Source organism: Streptomyces sp. 2-1 (assembly GCF_048564895.1).
GTDB lineage: Bacteria > Actinomycetota > Actinomycetes > Streptomycetales > Streptomycetaceae > Streptomyces > Streptomyces phaeochromogenes.
In genome coordinates this window covers 8,790,486-8,808,305 of the sequence record NZ_CP183383.1, presented here as the reverse complement: position 1 = coordinate 8,808,305, position 17,820 = coordinate 8,790,486, and the positions used below count along the sequence as shown (strand labels likewise).

Here is a 17,820-nt window from a genome sequence, read left to right as displayed (position 1 = left end):
GAAGGGGCTTACGGCCGCGGCACGTTGCGCAGGTTGGAGCGGGCCATCTGCACCATCCGGCCGACTCCCCCGTCCAGCACCATCTTCGACGCCGACAACGCGAACCCGGTCACCATCTCCGCACTGATCTTCGGCGGGATCGACAGGGCGTTGGGGTCGGTGACGACGTCGACGAGCGCCGGGCCCTTGTGCCTGAAGGCGTCCTTCAGCGCGCCCGCGAGCTGCTTGGGCTTCTCGACACGTACGCCGTAGGCACCGCAGGCGCGGGCGACGGCGGCGAAGTCGGGGTTCTTGTTGGAGGTCCCGTACGAAGGAAGGCCGGCGACCAGCATCTCCAACTCGACCATGCCCAGGGAGGAGTTGTTGAAGAGGACGACCTTCACCGGCAGGTCGTACTGGACGAGGGTGAGGAAGTCGCCCATCAGCATGGAGAATCCGCCGTCGCCGGACATCGAGACGACCTGACGCTCCCGGTCGGTGAACTGCGCGCCGATGGCCTGCGGCAGCGCGTTCGCCATCGAGCCGTGCGAGAACGAACCGATGATGCGGCGGCGGCCGTTGGGGGTGATGTAGCGGGCCGCCCATACGTTGCACATGCCGGTGTCGACCGTGAACACGGCGTCCTCGTCGGCGAGTTCGTCGAGGACGGAGGCGACGTACTCGGGGTGGACCGGGACGTGCTTCTCGACCTTGCGCGTGTACGCCTTCACGACACCTTCGAGCGCGTCGGCGTGCTTCTTCAGCATCTTGTCGAGGAAGCGGCGGTTGCTCTTGGGGCTCACCTTCGGGGTGAGACAGCGCAGGGTCTCCTTCACGTCGCCCCACACCGCGAGGTCCAACTTCGAGCGCCGGCCCAGGCGTTCGGGCCGTACGTCGATCTGGGCGATCTTGACGTCGTCGGGCAGGAAGGCGTTGTACGGGAAGTCGGTGCCCAGCAGGATCAGCAGGTCGCACTCGTGGGTGGCCTCGTAGGCGGCGCCGTACCCGAGGAGTCCGCTCATTCCGACGTCGTACGGGTTGTCGTACTGGATCCATTCCTTGCCGCGCAGGGCGTGCCCCACCGGGGACTTGATCTTCTCGGCGAACTGCATGACCTCGGCGTGCGCGCCCGCTGTGCCGCTGCCGCAGAAGAGGGTGACCTTGTCGGCCTCGTCGATCATCGCGGCGAGCCTGTCGATCTCGGTGTCGCCGGGGCGGACGCTGGGGCGGGAGGTGACGAGGGCGGTCTCGACGGGCTTGTCGGGGGCGGGCTGGTCGGCGATGTCGCCCGGCAGCGTCACGACGCTCACGCCGCTCTGTCCGACCGCGTGCTGGATGGCGGTCTGGAGCAGCCGGGGCATCTGCTTCGGGTTGGAGATCATCTCGCTGTAGTGGCTGCACTCGCGGAACAGCTGGTCGGGATGCGTCTCCTGGAAGTACCCGAGGCCGATCTCGCTGGAGGGGATGTGCGAGGCGAGGGCGAGGACCGGGGCCATGGAGCGGTGGGCGTCGTAGAGGCCGTTGATGAGGTGCAGGTTGCCCGGGCCGCAGGAGCCGGCGCAGGCGGCGAGCCGGCCCGTGATCTGGGCCTCCGCGCCCGCGGCGAAGGCGGCCGTCTCCTCGTGGCGGACATGGATCCAGTCGATGGCCGAGTTGCGTCGGATGGCGTCGACCACCGGGTTGAGGCTGTCGCCCACGACTCCGTACAGGCGTTTCACGCCCGCGCGGACGAGGATGTCGATGAACTGCTCGGCGACGTTCTGCTTGGCCATGAGTCACGCGCCCCTTCAGCTGTCTTCAGCCGGCATCCCGCCTTCGGCTGACTCCGCCTTCGGCCGGCTTCCGCTGTCACAGGTGCCCTTTCATGTCCCATGAATTCACAGCGGGCGCGGTTACGCCTCCCAAACGGCAGCGGCCGTCCGGTCGTCGGCGTAACCCTTGACCCGTACCAGGGTGTCCGCGAGGAACGCCGCGAGGCCGGGCGGATCGCCGTCCGACCAGCGGGAGGTGAGGTGTTCGGCCAGGGCGGGTTCGCCGCGCAGGGGTTCGGCGAGGCCGCTGGTGCACAGCAGGAGGGTGTCGCCCGGGCGGGCGACGGAGGCGCGGAAGCGGAACGGGTCGCGGGGCGGCGGCTCGGGGACCGGTTCGTACGGGCTCGGGGGTGTGGTGATGCCGAGGTCCATGGTGAGCCGGTCGCCGTCGGGGGTCTCGTGCGGCAGCGATCCGAAGCCGACGACGGCCTCGCCCGCGGTGTCGGCGACGTGCGGCTCGATGTCCTGCCACTCGCCGTCGCGCAACCGGAAGAGACCGCCCGCTCCGACGCCGAAGAAGACGCGCGTGCGGCACTCGGGGTCGGCGGGGAGCAGGAGACAGCGCAGGCTCGCTGTGTACTCCTCCGGTTCGATGCCCTGCTCGGCGGCGCTGGCCCGCAGTTTGCCGAGGCTGCGGTCGGTGAGCCGGTGCAGGCCCGACTTGAGGTCGCCGCGCCGGGCGGCCCTGATGTCCTCGGCCAGGCGTGCGTGGCTGCGGCCGACGGCCCGCCCGATCCACTGGCACGCCTCGGCGGCGGCCCGGTGCGCGCCCGGGGTGGCGCGGGCCCCGGTCGCCATCGCGACCAGCACGAGGGCGCCGTCCCCGACACCGAAACGGGCCGTGAGCAGGGAGTCCCTGCGCGGCTCGCCCCGGTAGCGCGCCGAGTCCCCGCGCACGGACACCGCCCGCAGCGTGGACGTCCCGTACGCCGCCCCGTCCAGCACGGTGTCCGCCACGAGATCGTCGAGCTCGTCCACGTCGGCGGGAGGCAGCGCGGTCGGCTCGGCGTCGTAGGTGGGCGGCCCGGAGCCGACGTAGTCGACGGGGGTGGGGAGGTCGGGGGCCTGCACGGAGGCTTGCACGGGTGTCTGTGCGGGGGCCTGGCCGGACGGAGCGTCGATGAGGGTGGCGGGCGGGGCGTACGGGGAGGCGGTGGCGGGCGGCGGTGATGCGTCGGACGGGGGCGGCGAGGCGTCCGAGGGGGTCCGTGACGTGGGTGTCCCTGCCCCGGGCACCTCCGGGGACGTACCACTGCGGGGCACCGCCGCGTCGGGCTCCGGCGCACGAGGAGCCGCCTGCTGGAATACGGGCAGGGAACTCTCAGGCTCGGGCTCCGGTGCACGAGGAGCCGCTGGCTTGTATGCGGGCGGGGAACTTTCAGGTTCGGGCTCCGGAGCATGAGGAGCCACCGGCTTGAATACGGGAGGCGGGGCCTCCCAGGGCGCCCGCTGTCGCTGAAGCCCGCTGCGCCGCAGTGGGTCATTCTCCGGCCCGCCAGGAAGTGGACCGCCGGTCGCCTCCGGTGGTTGGCGTTCGCTGGGGCCCCAGCCGGCCACCGGCCAACCGGTGCCGAAGCCGGTGACCGCTGGGCCGTCGGGCCTGGGCACCTCGTCAGCGGGGGTGTCGTTCGCCGGATCGGCCGGGTCCGAGCCGCTGCCGAGGTGGCGGCGGCGTTCGGCCGGTGTTCGGGTTCGGGGTGGCGGGATTCCGGGGCCCGTGACGGGCGTGGGCGGGGGCGCGGCGTCCGGGGCGCCCACGGTGTCCGACGCCGAGGCGAAGCGGTCGTCGAGGGAGTCGGCCGCGGGCGCGGGCCCCGTGTCCCCCGTGGAGTCGTCGTACAGCTGCCCCCACCAGTCGTCCTCTTGACCGGTGGGCTTCTCCCCCTGCTGGCTCATGCCCCTAATTGTCCACCGCGGAGGCCGGATGAAAACGGTGCATCCGGAAAAACCGGCCACGGGGTTGGGCGTCGAACGGCGATACGAAACCGCCGGGCGATCCCACCCCCCACGGGAGAACCGCCCGGCGGCGCCTGTTTGACCGCGGGCCCGGCGCACGCCGTACGCCCGGGTCACGGTCTGAACGGCCGAGTTCCCCAGTTCTCCTGGGAGTCACCCGGTTCGGCCCTGAGTGTGACGCGCTTCCCTGAGGGGCAGCTGTGCCCGGCGGTCACGGCCCGTCCGCCGCCCGTCGCCCACCCACCGCGTGCTCGGCCCGACCGGTCCCTGGCGGGTCCTCGCCACGGACCGCGCGTAATGCAGCGGTGGCGCCACCTTGGCAGAGAGACGGAGGGTACGGGGATGATGTGCCGAGGCGGTTTTACGCCGTGGCCGTTTTCCGCCACGGCCGGGTCTTCGGGGAGGGGCGTCGCCGCATGCTGGGAGCGACAGGTCTGGCAGCGATAGGGCTGGACGAGACACACGAGTCGGCCTACCGGGCGCTGGTGTCGGTGGGCGCCGCCGACGTGCCCGATCTCGCGAGGCGGCTCACGCTCGGCGAGCACGACACCGAGCGCGCGCTGCGCCGGCTGGAGCGGCACGGTCTCGCCGCCCAGTCCTCGGCCCGGCCGGGCCGCTGGGTCGCGGCGCCGCCCGGTGTCGCGATCGGCGCGCTGCTCACCCAGCGGCGCCACGAGCTGGACCAGGCGGAACTGGCCGCCGCGCTGCTCGCCGAGGAGTACCGCGCCCGGGCCGTCGAACCCGCCGCGCACGACCTGGTCGAGGTGGTGACCGGCGCGGCGGCGGTCGCCCAGCGGTTCCTGCAGCTCCAGCTCGGCGCGAGCGAGGAGGTGTGCGCCCTGGTCACCGGGAACCCGGTCGTCGTCTCCGGCACCGACAACGACGCGGAGGAGCAGGCCGCCGACCGCGGTGTCCGCTACCGCGTGGTCGTCGAGCGGTCGGTGCTGCACCTGCCGAACGGCATCGCCGAGCTGTCGGCCGCGCTCGGCCGCGACGAGCAGGTACGGGTCGTGGACACGGTCCCGACCAAGCTGGTGATCGCCGACCGGGCCCTGGCCATGGTGCCGCTGACCTCGCGGACCCTGGAGCCCGCGGCCCTGGTCGTCCACGCGAGCGGGCTGCTGGAATCGCTGTCGGGCCTGTTCGAGGCGGTGTGGCGGGACGCGCTGCCGCTGCGTCTGGGCGCGCCGGGCACGTTCACCGAGGAGGAGCGGGACGGGCCGGACGGCACCGACCTGGAGATCCTCTCCCTGCTCCTCGCCGGGCTGACCGACGCGAGCGTCGCCAAGCAGCTCGACCTGGGCCTGCGCACCGTGCAGCGCCGGGTGAAGCGGCTGATGGAGCTGACGGGCGTGACGACCAGGCTCCAGCTGGGCTGGCACACGTACGAGAAGGGCTGGGTGGCCCGGGAGCGACAGGACTGACCTGCGGTTTCGCCCACTCTCCCGCACTCTGGACAGATGGGAGCGTGGGAACTCCTGCTGGTCGGTGTGGTGCTGCTGCTCGGCCTGAGCGGAGTGCTGGTACCCGGCGCGCCGGGGTCGTGGCTGGTGTGGGCCGCGGTCCTGTGGTGGGCGTTCGAGGATCCGCGAGCGCTCTCCTGGGGCGTGCTCGTGGGCGCCACGGCCGTCCTGTTCCTCGCCCAGGCGATCCGCTGGCGGCTGCCGCCGCGCCGGCTGCGCGCGAGCGGCGCCACCCCGCGCATGGCGGCGTACGCGGGCGTCGGGGCCCTGCTCGGCTTCTTCCTCCTGCCCGTGCTGGGCGCGATACCCGGCTATATCGGCGGCGCCTATCTCGCCGAGCGGCTGCGGCTCGGCGGCCACGGGGAGGCGAAGGCGTCGGTCCGCTCGGTGATGCGGGCGGGCGGGACCAGCGTGCTGGTGGAGCTGTTCGCCTGCCTGCTGATCGCGGGGGCGTGGCTGGGAGCTGTGATCTGGGGATCTTGATCCCGTGCCGCGCGCTCTTCCACCCGCACACTCCTCCACTCGCATTCACGTCCCACACATCGGATCTCTTCTTTCATATTGACGGCATCCTGCACCTTCTCTACGTTGCGCCTTGGGATAGCTCCGATGAATCTCCGGTACGCACGCACCGGAGCGCACGCAGTGGAACGTACGCAGTGGAACGAGCCGCCAGGAGGCGCGATGCCCAGCCCGTCCAGACGAACCGTGCTCGCCACCGGATCCGCTCTCGGCGGGACACTTCTCGCCGGCGGCCTCCCGGCCCAGGCGAGCGCGGCCGACCAGGAAAGCGCCCCCTCCGACGCGTACGCCCCCTCCACGTCCTCCGACCCCTGGCGCACCGTCCTCGACGACGCCGACCTGGTCTGGGAGCGGATGCCGAAGACCTGGTACGAGGGCCCGTACCTCGGCAACGGCTTCCTGGGCTCCGGGATCTACGCCGAACCGGGCCGGGAGACCGAGGCCGTCCGCTTCAACATCCAGCACTCCGAAGTGCAGGACCACCGGCCGCAGTTCGGCTCCCTCTTCGGTCTCGCGCGGCTTCCCATAGGCCACTTCACCCTGGAGCCGGTGGGCGCGATCACCGGTCTCGACTGGCGACTCGGGCTGCGTGACGCCGAGTTGACCGGCACGCTCACCACGGACCGTGGCACCCTCACGATCCGCGCCCTGATCCACACCACCCGCTCCGTACTCGCCGTCGAGGTGACCCCGAGCAAGGGCGAGCGCGACTTCCGGTGGGTGTTCCACCCGGCGGACGCGATCAGCCCCCGTGCCGCCTTCAAGCCGGTCCCGCCGGGATACACGGGCAACCCGCCCGCCGAGATCGAGCGGCACGACGGCGTGTCCGCGGCCGTCCAGCCACTCCTCTCCGGCGGCCAGCACGTCACCGCGTGGCGGGAGCGGGCACTGGGCTCCCGGCGGACCTTGTACGTCAATGTCGCGCACTCCTACCCGAAGTCGACTGCGCTGAAGCAGGCGCTGGCCGCTGTCCGCGCCACCGCCCTCCTGCCGTACGACGCACTGGCGTTGGCGCATCGCGCCTGGTGGCACGCCTTCTACCGCAAGGGCTTCCTCTCCCTCCCGGACGCGCGCATCCAGCGCTTCTACTGGATCCAGCTCTACAAGACGGCGTCCGCGGCCCGTCGTGACGCTCCCGCGATGGCCACGAGCGGCCCCTGGCTTGAGCCCACGCCCTGGCCCGCGACCTGGTGGAACCTGAACGTGCAGCTGGAGTACTGGCTGATCCACGGCTCCAACCACCTCGAACTCGACGCCGTGACACGGTCGTTGAGCGAGTTCCGCGACCACCTCAAGGCCGAGATGGCGCCCGCCTACCGCTCCGACTCACTGGGCATCCCGCGCACCACCGACGCCTCGCTGGTCAACGGCGGCGCCACGGACCCCGTACTCGGCTACGGCGTCGGCATTCCCGGCCAGGACCCGCCGACTCCCGAGGTCGGCAACCTCACCTGGGCCCTGCACAACGTCTGGCTCAGCTACCGCCACACCATGGACAAGTCGATCCTCCGGGACGTCCTCTTCCCGCTCCTGCGCAAGGCGGTCAACTACTACCTGCACTTCCTGGAGCCGGGCGCGGACGGCAAGTTGCACCTCCCGGCGACCTTCTCACCCGAGTACGGCGGCAACTCCCGGGACTGCAACTACGACCTGATGCTGCTCACCTGGGGCTGTCGCACCCTCCTCGATTCCGCCGAACTCCTCGGCATCGACGACAAGTTGGTGCCCCGCTGGCGCGAGGTCCTGGCCAAGCGGGTCGCCTATCCGACCGACGCGAACGGCTTCATGATCGGTGCGGACATCCCCTTCGCGAAGTCGCACCGCCACTACTCCCACCTCCTCGCCGTCTACCCGCTGTACGAGCTGACGGGCGACACCCCGGACGAAAAGGCCCTGATCGAGAAGTCGTTGGCCCATTGGGTCGGCTTCGAGGGCGCCCTTCAGGGCTATACGTTCACGGGCGCGGCCTCGATGTCGGCGCTGCTCGGGAAGGGCGAGGACGCGCTCTCGTATCTGGGCCAGCTGATGGCCCGCTTCATCCAGCCCAACACCATGTACAAGGAGTCGGGCCCGGTCATAGAGACCCCGCTCTCCGCCGCCCAGTCGGTCCACGACATGGTCTGCCAGTCCTGGGGCGACGTCATCCGCGTCTTCCCCGCCGTGCCCGCCGCCTGGGCCGACCTGACGGTGCACGACTTCCGTACCCAGGGTGCCTTCCTGCTCAGCGCGGTGCGGGAGGGCGGGAGGACCCGCTGGGTGCGGCTGGTCAGCGAGGCGGGCGCCCCCTGCGTCGTACGGCATGGGATCGCGGGCGCGATCGAGGTGCGGGACGGGCGTGGACGGCCTCTGCGGTACGAGGCCGTGGGTGATGGGGTCGTCCAAGTCCCGCTGCGCAAGGGCGAGTCGGTCCTCATTACCGGGAAGGGTGACCGGCCGGATCTGCGGATCAGTCCTGTCGAGCCGAACGAGGAAGCCCCGCGGTGGGGGCTGCCGGCCGCCTCCGCTCCGTGAGCTATCCCGCCAGGGTCTTCAGGTCGATGCTGTCGGCGAGCGCCCGCATGCCCGCGTCGTTGAAGTGGAGGTGGTCGCCGGGGTCGTAGGCGGCCAGCATGCGGGACGGCCGGGACGGGTCGCGGACCACGGCGTCGAAGTCCGCGACCGCGTCGAACAGGCCGCCGCCGCGGATGAGCCGGTTGACCTCCTGCCGTACGCGCTCCCGCTTGTCCGTGTATCCGCCGTAGCCGCCGAACGGGGTGAGCGTGGCACCGATGACGCGGATGCCTCGGGCGTGGGCGCGCCGCACGATCTCTCGGTACGCGGCGGTGAGGGCTGCCGGGTCGGTCTGGTTCGGTGCGCTCTTGATGTCGTTGATGCCCTCCATCACGATCAGCGTGCGCACGCCTGTGCGGGAGAGGACGTCGGCGTCGAACCGGGCCAGGGCGCTGGGGCCCCTGCCTTCGAGGAGCAGCCTGTTTCCGGCTACTCCCGCGTTCAGGACGCCCTGTTGACGGTGCGCGGGCTGGGTGCGGAGGCGCTCTGCCAGGCGGTCGGGCCAGCGTCTGTTGGTACTCGGTGTCGAGCCGGAGCCGTCGGTGAGGGAGTCTCCCAGCGCGACCACGCTTCCTGTGGGCTCCGGGCGCCGTACGTCGACTCCTGTCACGTAGTACCAGGAGCGTGTCGTCGCCGTGAACGCCGTACCTCTCGTGTCGGCGACGCGATTGCCCTTCGGGGCGATGAAGTTCGTCTGCAGGGCGTCTCGGTGGTATGTGGCGGGGCCTGAGTTCGCGGGTGTGTGGAGGGTGACGAGGAGGTTGGTCGCTGCCGGGACCGTCAGCGTCACGGTGTCGCTCACCGCGTCTCTGCCCACCGGCACGGTGACCTTCTTCCGGCCGCCGAACGTGAGCGTGCGCATCGTGCCGGGGAGGGCGTCCGGGCTCTTGGGGGCGTTTCGCACCTGCCGGGCGAGGGTGGCTCCGCCGAGGGCCAGGGGGAGAGTGCCGAGGCGGTTCGAGATCCTTACGCGGACTGCCGTGCCGCCGACGCTCGTGTGGACGACGTTGCGGATCGAGGCGCCGGGGAGGGCGGGTGCGGTACCGGAGGCCGAGCCCTCCCAAGTGCCCGTCCAGTGCGCGGGGGCGGTTCGCGCGAGGGGCTCCCTGCCTCCGTGGGCGACCCCCGTGCCCATCAGCGTGAGCGTCAGCGCTCCGGCCATGGCAACCAGCGTCTGTCTGACCATGCGTCACTGCCTTCCGCCGACGGAGCCCGGCCACAGGTGCGGGTCTCCGGACCTAGGGCCAGGATCCGATGCGCGGGGCGTGAATTCCGTGTTTGGGTGCAGCTATGACCGCATTCAGTGAAGCCGAACGGGTGTACCTAAAGTCCCAGCGGCTTGGGCGGCTGGCCACCGTCGATCAGCATGGGCAGCCGCAGGCCAACCCTGTGGGCTTCTTTCCGCAGGACGACGGCACGATCCTCGTCGGCGGATACGCCATGGGCACCACCAAGAAGTGGCGCAACCTCCAGAAGAACCCCAAGGTCGCCCTCGTCGTCGACGACATCGTCAGCCTCCGGCCCTGGAAGGTGCGTGGCGTGGACATCCGGGGTGAGGCCGAACTCCTCACGGGGCCCCATGAGTTGGGGCCGCATTTCAGTGAGGAGCTGATCCGGATTCATCCTCGGCGGATCCACAGTTGGGGGTTGGAGGAGGACTGAGGCTGAGGGCTGAGGACTGGGCGGGTCGCCTATCGTCCTTCCAGCCTCAGCAGCTGGAGCTTTCGTTCCAGGCCGCCCGCGTAGCCCGTTAGCGATCCGTCCGCGCCGATCACTCGATGGCACGGGCGGACGATCAGCAGCGGGTTGGCGCCGATCGCTCCGCCTACGGCACGCACTGCGGCGCGCGATGCGCCGATCCGTGCGGCGATCTCCCCGTACGTGGTGGTCGCCCCGTACGGGACCGAGTCGAGCGCGTCCCAGACCTGGCTGCGGAACGCGGTACCGCTCGCCTTCAACTCCAGCTGGAACTCCTTTAGTTCACCGGCGAAGTAGGCCGCGAGCTGTTCTTGGGCGTCCCTGAAGAGTTCGGGTGCGGGGCGCCAGTCCGGCTGGACTGTGCGGCCGCCTTTCTGTCCTGGGACCGAGAGGGAGGTCAGGGACCCGGACTCGTCCGCTGTGAGCAGGAGTTGGCCTACGGGGCTGTCGAGCTGGGTGTAGTGGACGTTCGTCATGATCGGTGCTCTTCCAGCTCGCTCGTGGTGGGTGGGGTCTGGCCGGCCGCCCTCAGGTGGTGCAGGGCGTAGGAGCGCCAGGGGCGCCAGGCGTCGGGGACGTTTTCGTGCGGGGGTGCCACGTCCGGGTCGCCGAGGGCGCGGGTGCGGATGACCGCCACGGTCTGTGGATCCATGCCGGGCAGGGCGAGCAGCGCGGCCTGCGCCTCTTCGCGGTCGGCACCCGGGTCGAGCCTCAGGCTGCCGTCGGCGAGCGCTGTGGCGAGGGCGCCGAGCGTGCCGCCCGTCTCCGCTAGTGCGGCCGGCTCGGGGAAGACGTGCGTGAGCGTTCCGCAGGGGGCGTCGAGGCTCTTTCCGTACTCCCGCACGAGGCGCTCGGCCTCGTCCCGGCCGAGCAGGGCCCTTACGGCCAGTTCCTCCGGGTCGGCGGTTCCGGGGGAACGGAGGCCGGGCCTGGCTGCCACCAGGGGTGCCAGGCGCTCGTCGGCTCCCAGCCGCTCGTCCACGGCGTACGGATCGGAATCCAGGTCGAGAAGCCGCCGCAGGCGCTGCACCGCGGTGGTCAGATCGCGCAGGTCGGTGAGGTGCAGCCTGGCTTCGAGCCAGCCGCCTGCGTGGGCGGAGGCTCCGGTCGGGTGCTCGCCGACGGCCACGATGCCCGTGCCGTACGGCAGGCGCAAGGTCCGGCGATAGGTACGGAGTCCCGCGTCACCGGTCACTTCTTCAACACCGGCGACCGCCTCTGCGGCCAGCAGGTCGAAGACCTCGGCGGACTGGTACGGGCCGCGGTAGGCCAGCCTCAACGGGATCCCCGCCGACGGAGTGGCCGCGCGACGCGAGGCGGCGCCGCGGCGGGGTGCGGCTGCGCGCAGCTCGGTCGGGGTCGAGGCGTACACCGTCCGGATCGTGTCGTTGAACTGCCGCACGCTTGCGAACCCGGCTGCGAACGCGATCTCTGTGATCGGCAGCTCTGTGGTCTGGAGCAGCACCCTTGCGGTGTGGGCCCGCTGGGCGCGTGCCAGGGCCACCGGGCCTGCGCCCACCTCTGCGGTGAGCTGGCGCTGAACCTGGCGGGCGCTGTAGCCGAGCCGTATGGCGAGTCCGGCGACTCCCTCGCGGTCCACGACGCCGTCGCCGATCATCCGCATCGCGCGTCCTACGACGTCCGCGCGTACGTTCCACTCGGCGGAACCCGGTGCGGCGTCCGGGCGGCACCTTCGGCATGCCCGGAACCCGGAGCTCTGGGCGGCGGCTGCTGTCGCGTAGAAGCGGACGTTCTCCCGCTTCGGAGTCACCGCGGGGCAGCTCGGTCGGCAGTAGATCCCCGTCGTTTCCACCGCGAAGAAGAACTCCCCGTCGAACCGGGCGTCCCTGCTGCGCACGGCTCCGTACCTGGTCTCTTCGTCAATCACCCCTCCAGTCTGCGCCACCGCCGTGGTGGTCGACTGGCGGAAATCGGACGTGACGCTCGACGTCCGTGGGTGGGGCGGGGCCGCGCCGGTGTGTCACGTTCGCGACTGCTGGGCATACGGCCCTGAGTTTCATCAGTGACCGTTTCCAGCGGGAACTGTACGTCGCGAACGTTGACACACCGACACGACCCCGCCCCAGCCGCGCCGGCGTCTGCGGCCCGCAGAAAATGGCCAGCCCCAGCCCCTCCCACCCCTCAGGGGCGCGAGGAACCGCGCACTCCGCCACAGCGAACCCGCAGAATCACACCGACCCCAACTCCCACCCACCCCCCAGGGGCGCGAGGAACCGCGCACCCAGCCACTACAAACCCGCAGAACACACCGACCTCAGCCCTCACCCACCCAGGGGCGCGAGGAACCGCGCACTCCGCCACAGCGAACCCGCAGAATCACACCAACCTCAGCCCCCACCCACCCAGGGGCGCGGGGAACTGCGCACCCAGCCCCCGCACGCCCGCAGACGACAATCAGCGCCGCCCCTGCACACCCCGCTTCACGTCCATCGCAGCCCTCCCCTCCGCACCCCGCCGCTTCCACTCCTTCCGAAGCTCCGCTCGGACCCGCGCATCGGTCTTGGCCACGATCCGCTGGTTCTCCCGAAGCAGCTTCCGGTAGCTCTCCAGCCGCCGCTCGGGCAGGACCCCGGAGTCCGCCGCGGCGAGCACCGCGCAGCCGGGCTCGGCCTCGTGTGCGCAGTCCTGGAATCGGCAGGAGGCGGCGAGCTCCTCGATCTCGGAGAACACCTGGCCGACGCCGGTCTCGGCGTCGAAGAGTCCGACCCCGCGCAGCCCCGGTGTGTCGATCAGTACGCCCCCGCCCGGGAGGACGAGCAGGTTTCGGGTGGTGGTCGTGTGGCGGCCCTTGCCGTCCACGTCGCGTGCCGACTGGACGGCCATCACGTCCTCGCCGAGGAGCGCGTTCGCGAGCGTCGACTTGCCGGCGCCCGACTGTCCGAGGAGCACGGACGTCCCGCCGGACACGACGGCGCCCAGGACGTCGAGCCCGTCGCCGTAGGTGGAGCTGACGGCGAGTACCTGTACGCCCGGTGCTGTCGTCTCGACGTCCTGGACGAGGTAGGAGAGGCCCACCGCGTCCGGTACCAGGTCCGCCTTGGTGAGTACGACCAGGGGCTGTGCTCCGGATTCCCAGGCCAGCGCCAGGAACCGTTCGATCCGGCCGAGGTCCAGTTCCACCGCCAAGGAGACCGCGATGATCGCGAAGTCGACGTTGGCGGCGAGGATCTGCCCTTCCGAGCGCTTGGAGGAGGTCGACCGGACGAAGGCGGTACGGCGTGGGAGGTACTGCTGTACGTAGCGCGGGTCCCCGCCTGCGTCGACGACGGCCCAGTCGCCGGTGCAGATCACGCGCAGTGGGTCGTGCGGCGTCACGAACTCCGTGTCGACCCGGACCAGTCCGTCGGGGGTGATCACGTCGCACTGGCCGCGGTCGACCCGTACGACTCGGCCCGGGACGAGGCCCCGTTCAAGATGGGGGGCGAATTCTGCCGCCCACTCGTCGTCCCAGCCGTAGGGCGCGAGCGGGTGGGCGGAGGAAAGCAGTGGAGAAGAAGAGGAAGACAAGGGGTGACCCTTCGAAGGGTGGCCCCGGCCGCGCGCGCTCGGGCGCGGAGAAGGAGGTTGTCAGCCGGTGACCACGGAGGTGGATTCGATGAACTTCCGGATGCGGGCAGCGCCCAGCTCGATGACAGTCATCGATCACACCTCCTTGATCACATCAGCACGACGTCGGCGGTGGAGATCCACCGCGAGAACGGTCAGACCTTAGCCCGCTCCTCGGCTCCAGCCAACCGATTTATCGCCCGAGCCCGACCGGGGCCGGCCCTGCTCAGCTGTGCGTACAGCTGCGGCCGTTCAGCATGAACTCGCCCGGCTCCGCGTTGCCGTTGCCGGGCTTCCAGGAGCCCAGGAAACCAACGGCGAACGATCCGCCCGCGGCCACCGACTTGTTGTAGTCGGCGGCGCTCGCGGTCACCCGGGAGCCGTCCTGGTCGAAGTTGCCGTCCCACATCTGGGTCACCTTCTGGCCGTCGGGGAAGGTCCAGCTGACGCGCCAGTTGTTGAGGGCGTAGTCGGACTTGACGGTGACGGTGGCCTGGAAGCCGTCGGGCCACTCGTTGACCAGTTCGTACCGGGCGTGGCAGACGGCGGGTTCGCTGGGGTTGGGGTCGGCGCCTTCCTCCTCGGCCGAGGACGTGGAGTCGCCCTGGGGCTCCTTCTCCGATGCGGAGCCCGTGCCGGCGTTCTCGTCGGTCTTCTCGGTGTTCGATTCGGACACCTGCGGGGAGGACGTGGAGGAAGCGTTCGAGCCGATCCCCGATGCCGATGGCGCGGGGTCGAGCGAGGGGACCTGCTGGCCCACGGGCTCCCGGCCCGCCGTTCCTTCCAGGGAGCCGGAACCCTCGTCCTCGCCGAACGGCGCCAGCGTGACCGCCAGTGCCAGGAGAGAGACGCCCACGGCGGCGGCGATCAGTCCGACCCGTCCTATTCGAGCGCGGCGTCCTTCCGCCGCGTCGGCGTCCGGCGCGTCCGGGTCGTCGTCGGCCGCGCCGCGGCTGAGCCCCGACTCGACTGCCCTGCGGCGTCGTTCGAGGTAGGCGAGTCCGCCCCAGCCGATGACCCCGCCCGCGAGCGCGGCGGGCAGTCCTCCGCCGGCCAGCCGCAGACAGGCGGCGGCCTCGGCACATTCGACGCAGCGCGCGAGGTGCCACGACAGGTCGTCCGGCACCTCGGCGGCCGGTGAGCGGGTGACCGCGTCGAGGAGCCGGGCGTAGCTGCGGCACTCCTCGGAGAGCGGTGTGTCGAGGTGGTTGCGGTGGCAGCGGTCGCGGAACACCCCGCGCACCTGGTGCAGTTCCTCGGCCGCGCCCTCCGGGTCCAGGCCGAGCCGGCGGGCCACGGAGGTGACCGGCAGCGCCTCGACCTCCGCCAGCCACAGCAGCGCGGCATCCGGTTCCTGCATGTCCCGCAGCCCGCGCAGGGCGAGCGGCCGGTGCAGGGGCGGTCCCGAAAAGCGGGCGGCCTTCTCGGAGTTGAGCCACAGGCGAAGTTCGGGGTCGAGGCGATCGCCCTGTCCCCTCGCTTCCCAGATGGCGGTCGTCTGGCGTACGGCGGTCAGGAGGAGCGGTATTCGGGGCAGCCGGGGTGTGCGGGCCCGGCGCCCGAAGTTCCTGCCGCTGGACTCGGACTCCGCGGCACGCGCTTCGCGTATGCCGAGCGAGAACGCCTCGGAGGCCAGTTGGCGGGCATGGGTGGAGGCGCCGGTACAGAGATCGGCGTACGAAAGGACCGCGTCCCAGCACTCCGAGAACAGAGTGGCCTCGGCGGCGTCCTGAGGGGTCGGCAGGTCTGGCATGGGTGGGGACTTCACCTGCATCCACAAGCGGGGTCAACTCACCTGGGTATTACGGGAGTTGAGGGGGACGTCTGCGACGGGACCAGAGTTTTTCACGGTTCCTGCACAACTGACAAGCGGCACTTGCACATCCGGTTACCGCGGGTCGCACGTCCCACCAGGCCCCGCAGCCTCAGCCGTGCTTAAGTCGTACACCAGTTGTACGTCCCGGCAGCCCCAAATGACTCAACCGACTGTCCTTGGAACTGCCGTACGTCCCCATCCGCCCCGTCCCCTCAGACTGCGGGCACCTCTTCCGTCACCTCGTTCGCCGGCAGGCTGTCCATGAACGAGCTCACCGAGAAGACCGCGTTGCCCGGCCCGGGCGGACCGTATCCGGGCGGCGAGGAGAGCCCGAAGTCCTCCATCGTGGAGCGGTACGCCTCAAGGAGTCGGATGTGGTACTCCAGTGGCGCGCCGTGCGGATTCGCCTTGCCCAGCGGGGTCGTCGGCTCCGGGCACCACGTGGTGAAGCGGGGCGTGATGCCCTGCGACATGAAGAAGCGCAGGCCCTCGGTGGTCGACGCGATGGCCTCGTCCACGGTGGTGAAGCCGAAGGGCTCCGCCATCTCCACCCCCGCCACGAAGTTGGGGATCACATTGCGCGCGCCGAAGATCTCCGCCGAGTCGAGGATCCGCTTGTGCCACTCGTCGCGGCCTACGTACCGCTCCTTGCCCGGGCAGTACATCTTGAACAGGTACTCGTCCCACACCTCGTAGTTGGGGTGGTAGATCTGCACGCCGTAGTCCTTGAAGCGCTGCACGTCGTCCCGCGGGAGTGCCTGCGCGACGACCTTGCCGATCCAGCGGCCCGGGAAGTGCTCCTCGATGGCCTTGGCGTACATCCCGTAGAAGTCGGCCTCGTCACGGCCCTGCAGCTTGGAGGTGATCGCGCCGCCGGTGAGCGTGTAGGCGGTGGACGCCTTCGCCGTGTCGTAGCGGTCGATGATCTCCAGGGCTTCGAGGACCTCGTCGACGTCCTTGACACCGGTGTAGGGCCGCCCGGCCGCCTTGTGCTGGCGCCAGTTGTGGTTGATGTCGCAGTACTGGCACTCCTCCTTGGCGCCGAAGTACTGGCACACCCGGAACACGGTCAGGTAGATCAGGTAGCCCCACTGGATCGTCGGGGCCACCTCCATGACGGACTTCCCGTTGGAGAGCTTGTGCCGGTAGTACTCCGGCATCGGCGGCACCCCGACGTCCGAGATCCGCTTCCCGTCGAGGTAGAGGCCCAGCACGCCGTCCTCGTTCGCGGCCACACGGTACGGCGAGGACGGGTTCACCCGCACGGACACCACGGTCCGGCGCAGGTCGTACGGGCCGCCGGTGAGGATGATCTCCTCCGGCGGGCGGCGCAGCGCGGCCTCGCCCAGCTCGGGCAGGGTGCCGTGGTCGAAGGAGAAGATGAAGTACGACTTCGGTTTGACGTCCCCGTCCTCGTTGTCGCTGAGCGCGGAGTCGTCGAAGGCCACACCCCCACGGAGCAGGTCCTCCTTGAAGACGGCTTCCCGCGGTACGTGCGGGAACCTCTCCATCAGGTCCTCGACCAGCGCGGTACGGCTGCCCATCCCGTCCTCCTAGCTCCCGGTGCTCCCGGCTGCTGTGCTCGACTCCTCACGGTATGCCCCTCCTCCCGGGCCCGTGGTGCCGGGTCCCTCCTGGTGGCGGGGCCGCGCCTAGAGTCACCTCCGTGACCACCACCTCCCCACCCGTAGCCCTCCATCACACGGACCACCCCGGCCCCGGCCCGGCCCTCCTCCTGGTCCACGGCTGGGGCGGCGACGGCGACGACTGGGCGCCCACCCTCCCGTACTGGCGGCACCGCGTGATCGTCCCCGACCTGCGGGGCCACGGCCGCTCCCCCAAGCCACCGAGCGGCTACGGCCCGCGCGACTTCGCCGCCGACCTGGCTGCCCTGCTGGGACGGCTGGACCCGGGTCCGGTGATCGCCGTCGGCCACTCGATGGGCGCCCAGGCGGTCACGGCACTCGCGGTGGAACACCCGCAGTTCGTACGGGCATTGGTGGTCGTCGACTCGGCTTACGGGGCGGATGAGTCGGAGGCCTTGCGCATTCCCCGGGAGCAGGAGGAGCTACGGAGGGAGGGTGCCGAGTGGGCCGCCCGATTCGTGGACAGTGCCTTCCGGTCTGGCGTGCATGACCAACTGCGCGACCGACAGCGGGAGTTGATGGCCCGCATGGACCCGGAGGTGCTGGCTCAGTGCCGCGACGGCATGTACCTGGCTCCGGACGCCTTCGGTCTGCGACCTGCAACCCGCGCGTATCTGGCCCGCCGCGACTGTCCCGTGCTCGGCGTGTACGCCACCACCTCCGCCGCCGACTTCGAGCGCAACACGCTCACCCGACCGGGCTCCCGGGTCGAGGTCTTCGAGGGCTGCGGCCACTACCTGCACGAGGAGCGCCCCCGGGAACTGGTCTCCCTCGTAGAGGAATGGGCCAGCCCCCTTGCCCCGTAAGGGGCG

The 17,820-nt window shown here is 70.7% G+C and carries 13 protein-coding genes; 5 read left to right on the top strand and 8 right to left on the bottom strand.

Features of this window, described 5'->3' with window-relative positions; all coding sequences use genetic code 11:
- Positions 1 to 8: 8 nt before the first annotated feature.
- Together ACN20J_RS38740 and ACN20J_RS38735 are read right to left on the bottom strand one after the other, a co-directional pair.
- Positions 9 to 1,751 (bottom strand): pyruvate dehydrogenase, encoded by a 1,743-nt coding sequence (locus ACN20J_RS38740; protein ID WP_189840746.1) that lies wholly within the window; start codon positions 1,749 to 1,751, stop codon positions 9 to 11.
- A gap of 120 nt (positions 1,752 to 1,871) precedes the next feature.
- A complete protein-coding gene (locus ACN20J_RS38735; RefSeq protein ID WP_419667707.1) occupies positions 1,872 to 3,686 on the bottom strand; it encodes a protein phosphatase 2C domain-containing protein in 1,815 nt (604 codons plus the stop codon).
- Between the two features lie 476 nt (positions 3,687 to 4,162).
- Between ACN20J_RS38735 and ACN20J_RS38730 the strand changes: the two genes are divergently transcribed.
- The 3 genes from ACN20J_RS38730 (at position 4,163) to ACN20J_RS38720 (ending at position 8,242) form a co-directional block, all read left to right on the top strand.
- Positions 4,163 to 5,170: a helix-turn-helix transcriptional regulator gene (locus ACN20J_RS38730; protein ID WP_189840744.1), complete on the top strand. Its 1,008-nt coding sequence runs from the start codon at positions 4,163 to 4,165 to the stop codon at positions 5,168 to 5,170.
- 36 nt (positions 5,171 to 5,206) lie between these two features.
- Positions 5,207 to 5,692 carry a DUF456 domain-containing protein gene (locus tag ACN20J_RS38725; protein WP_419667706.1) on the top strand — a complete coding sequence of 162 codons (486 nt, stop codon included), beginning with the start codon at positions 5,207 to 5,209 and terminating at the stop codon, positions 5,690 to 5,692.
- Positions 5,693 to 5,893: 201 nt separating this feature from the next.
- Positions 5,894 to 8,242 (top strand): glycosyl hydrolase family 95 catalytic domain-containing protein, encoded by a 2,349-nt coding sequence (locus ACN20J_RS38720; protein ID WP_419667705.1) that lies wholly within the window; start codon positions 5,894 to 5,896, stop codon positions 8,240 to 8,242.
- A 1-nt stretch (position 8,243) separates the two neighbouring features.
- On the opposite strand, the gene ACN20J_RS38715 is transcribed toward ACN20J_RS38720, so the two are convergent.
- Positions 8,244 to 9,443: an SGNH/GDSL hydrolase family protein gene (locus tag ACN20J_RS38715; protein ID WP_419667704.1), complete on the bottom strand. Its 1,200-nt coding sequence runs from the start codon at positions 9,441 to 9,443 to the stop codon at positions 8,244 to 8,246.
- A gap of 128 nt (positions 9,444 to 9,571) precedes the next feature.
- Here ACN20J_RS38715 and ACN20J_RS38710 point away from each other — a divergent pair, with 128 nt between their 5' ends.
- A complete protein-coding gene (locus ACN20J_RS38710) occupies positions 9,572 to 9,943 on the top strand; it encodes a PPOX class F420-dependent oxidoreductase (RefSeq protein WP_055618573.1) in 372 nt (123 codons plus the stop codon).
- Between the two features lie 29 nt (positions 9,944 to 9,972).
- On the opposite strand, the gene ACN20J_RS38705 is transcribed toward ACN20J_RS38710, so the two are convergent.
- The 5 genes from ACN20J_RS38705 to ACN20J_RS38685 form a co-directional block, all read right to left on the bottom strand.
- Positions 9,973 to 10,455 (bottom strand): methylated-DNA--[protein]-cysteine S-methyltransferase, encoded by a 483-nt coding sequence (locus ACN20J_RS38705; RefSeq protein ID WP_364188949.1) that lies wholly within the window; start codon positions 10,453 to 10,455, stop codon positions 9,973 to 9,975.
- Positions 10,452 to 11,864 carry a DNA-3-methyladenine glycosylase 2 family protein gene (locus ACN20J_RS38700; RefSeq protein ID WP_419669031.1) on the bottom strand — a complete coding sequence of 471 codons (1,413 nt, stop codon included), beginning with the start codon at positions 11,862 to 11,864 and terminating at the stop codon, positions 10,452 to 10,454. Before ACN20J_RS38700 ends, ACN20J_RS38705 begins: the two co-directional genes overlap by 4 nt.
- A 530-nt stretch (positions 11,865 to 12,394) precedes the next feature.
- Positions 12,395 to 13,507: a ribosome small subunit-dependent GTPase A gene (gene rsgA / locus ACN20J_RS38695; RefSeq protein WP_190227057.1), complete on the bottom strand. Its 1,113-nt coding sequence runs from the start codon at positions 13,505 to 13,507 to the stop codon at positions 12,395 to 12,397.
- Between the two features lie 265 nt (positions 13,508 to 13,772).
- Positions 13,773 to 15,299 carry a cellulose-binding domain-containing protein gene (locus ACN20J_RS38690; RefSeq protein WP_189840737.1) on the bottom strand — a complete coding sequence of 509 codons (1,527 nt, stop codon included), beginning with the start codon at positions 15,297 to 15,299 and terminating at the stop codon, positions 13,773 to 13,775.
- A gap of 275 nt (positions 15,300 to 15,574) precedes the next feature.
- Complete coding sequence (locus tag ACN20J_RS38685; protein WP_189840736.1) at positions 15,575 to 16,906, bottom strand: radical SAM protein; 1,332 nt, start codon at positions 16,904 to 16,906, stop codon at positions 15,575 to 15,577.
- Positions 16,907 to 17,028: 122 nt separating this feature from the next.
- On the opposite strand from ACN20J_RS38685, the gene ACN20J_RS38680 reads away from it, so the two are divergent.
- The gene (locus tag ACN20J_RS38680; RefSeq protein ID WP_419667703.1) at positions 17,029 to 17,814 is read left to right on the top strand and encodes an alpha/beta fold hydrolase; all 786 of its coding nucleotides are present in this window, start codon (positions 17,029 to 17,031) and stop codon (positions 17,812 to 17,814) included.
- The last annotated feature ends 6 nt before the right edge of the window (positions 17,815 to 17,820 follow it).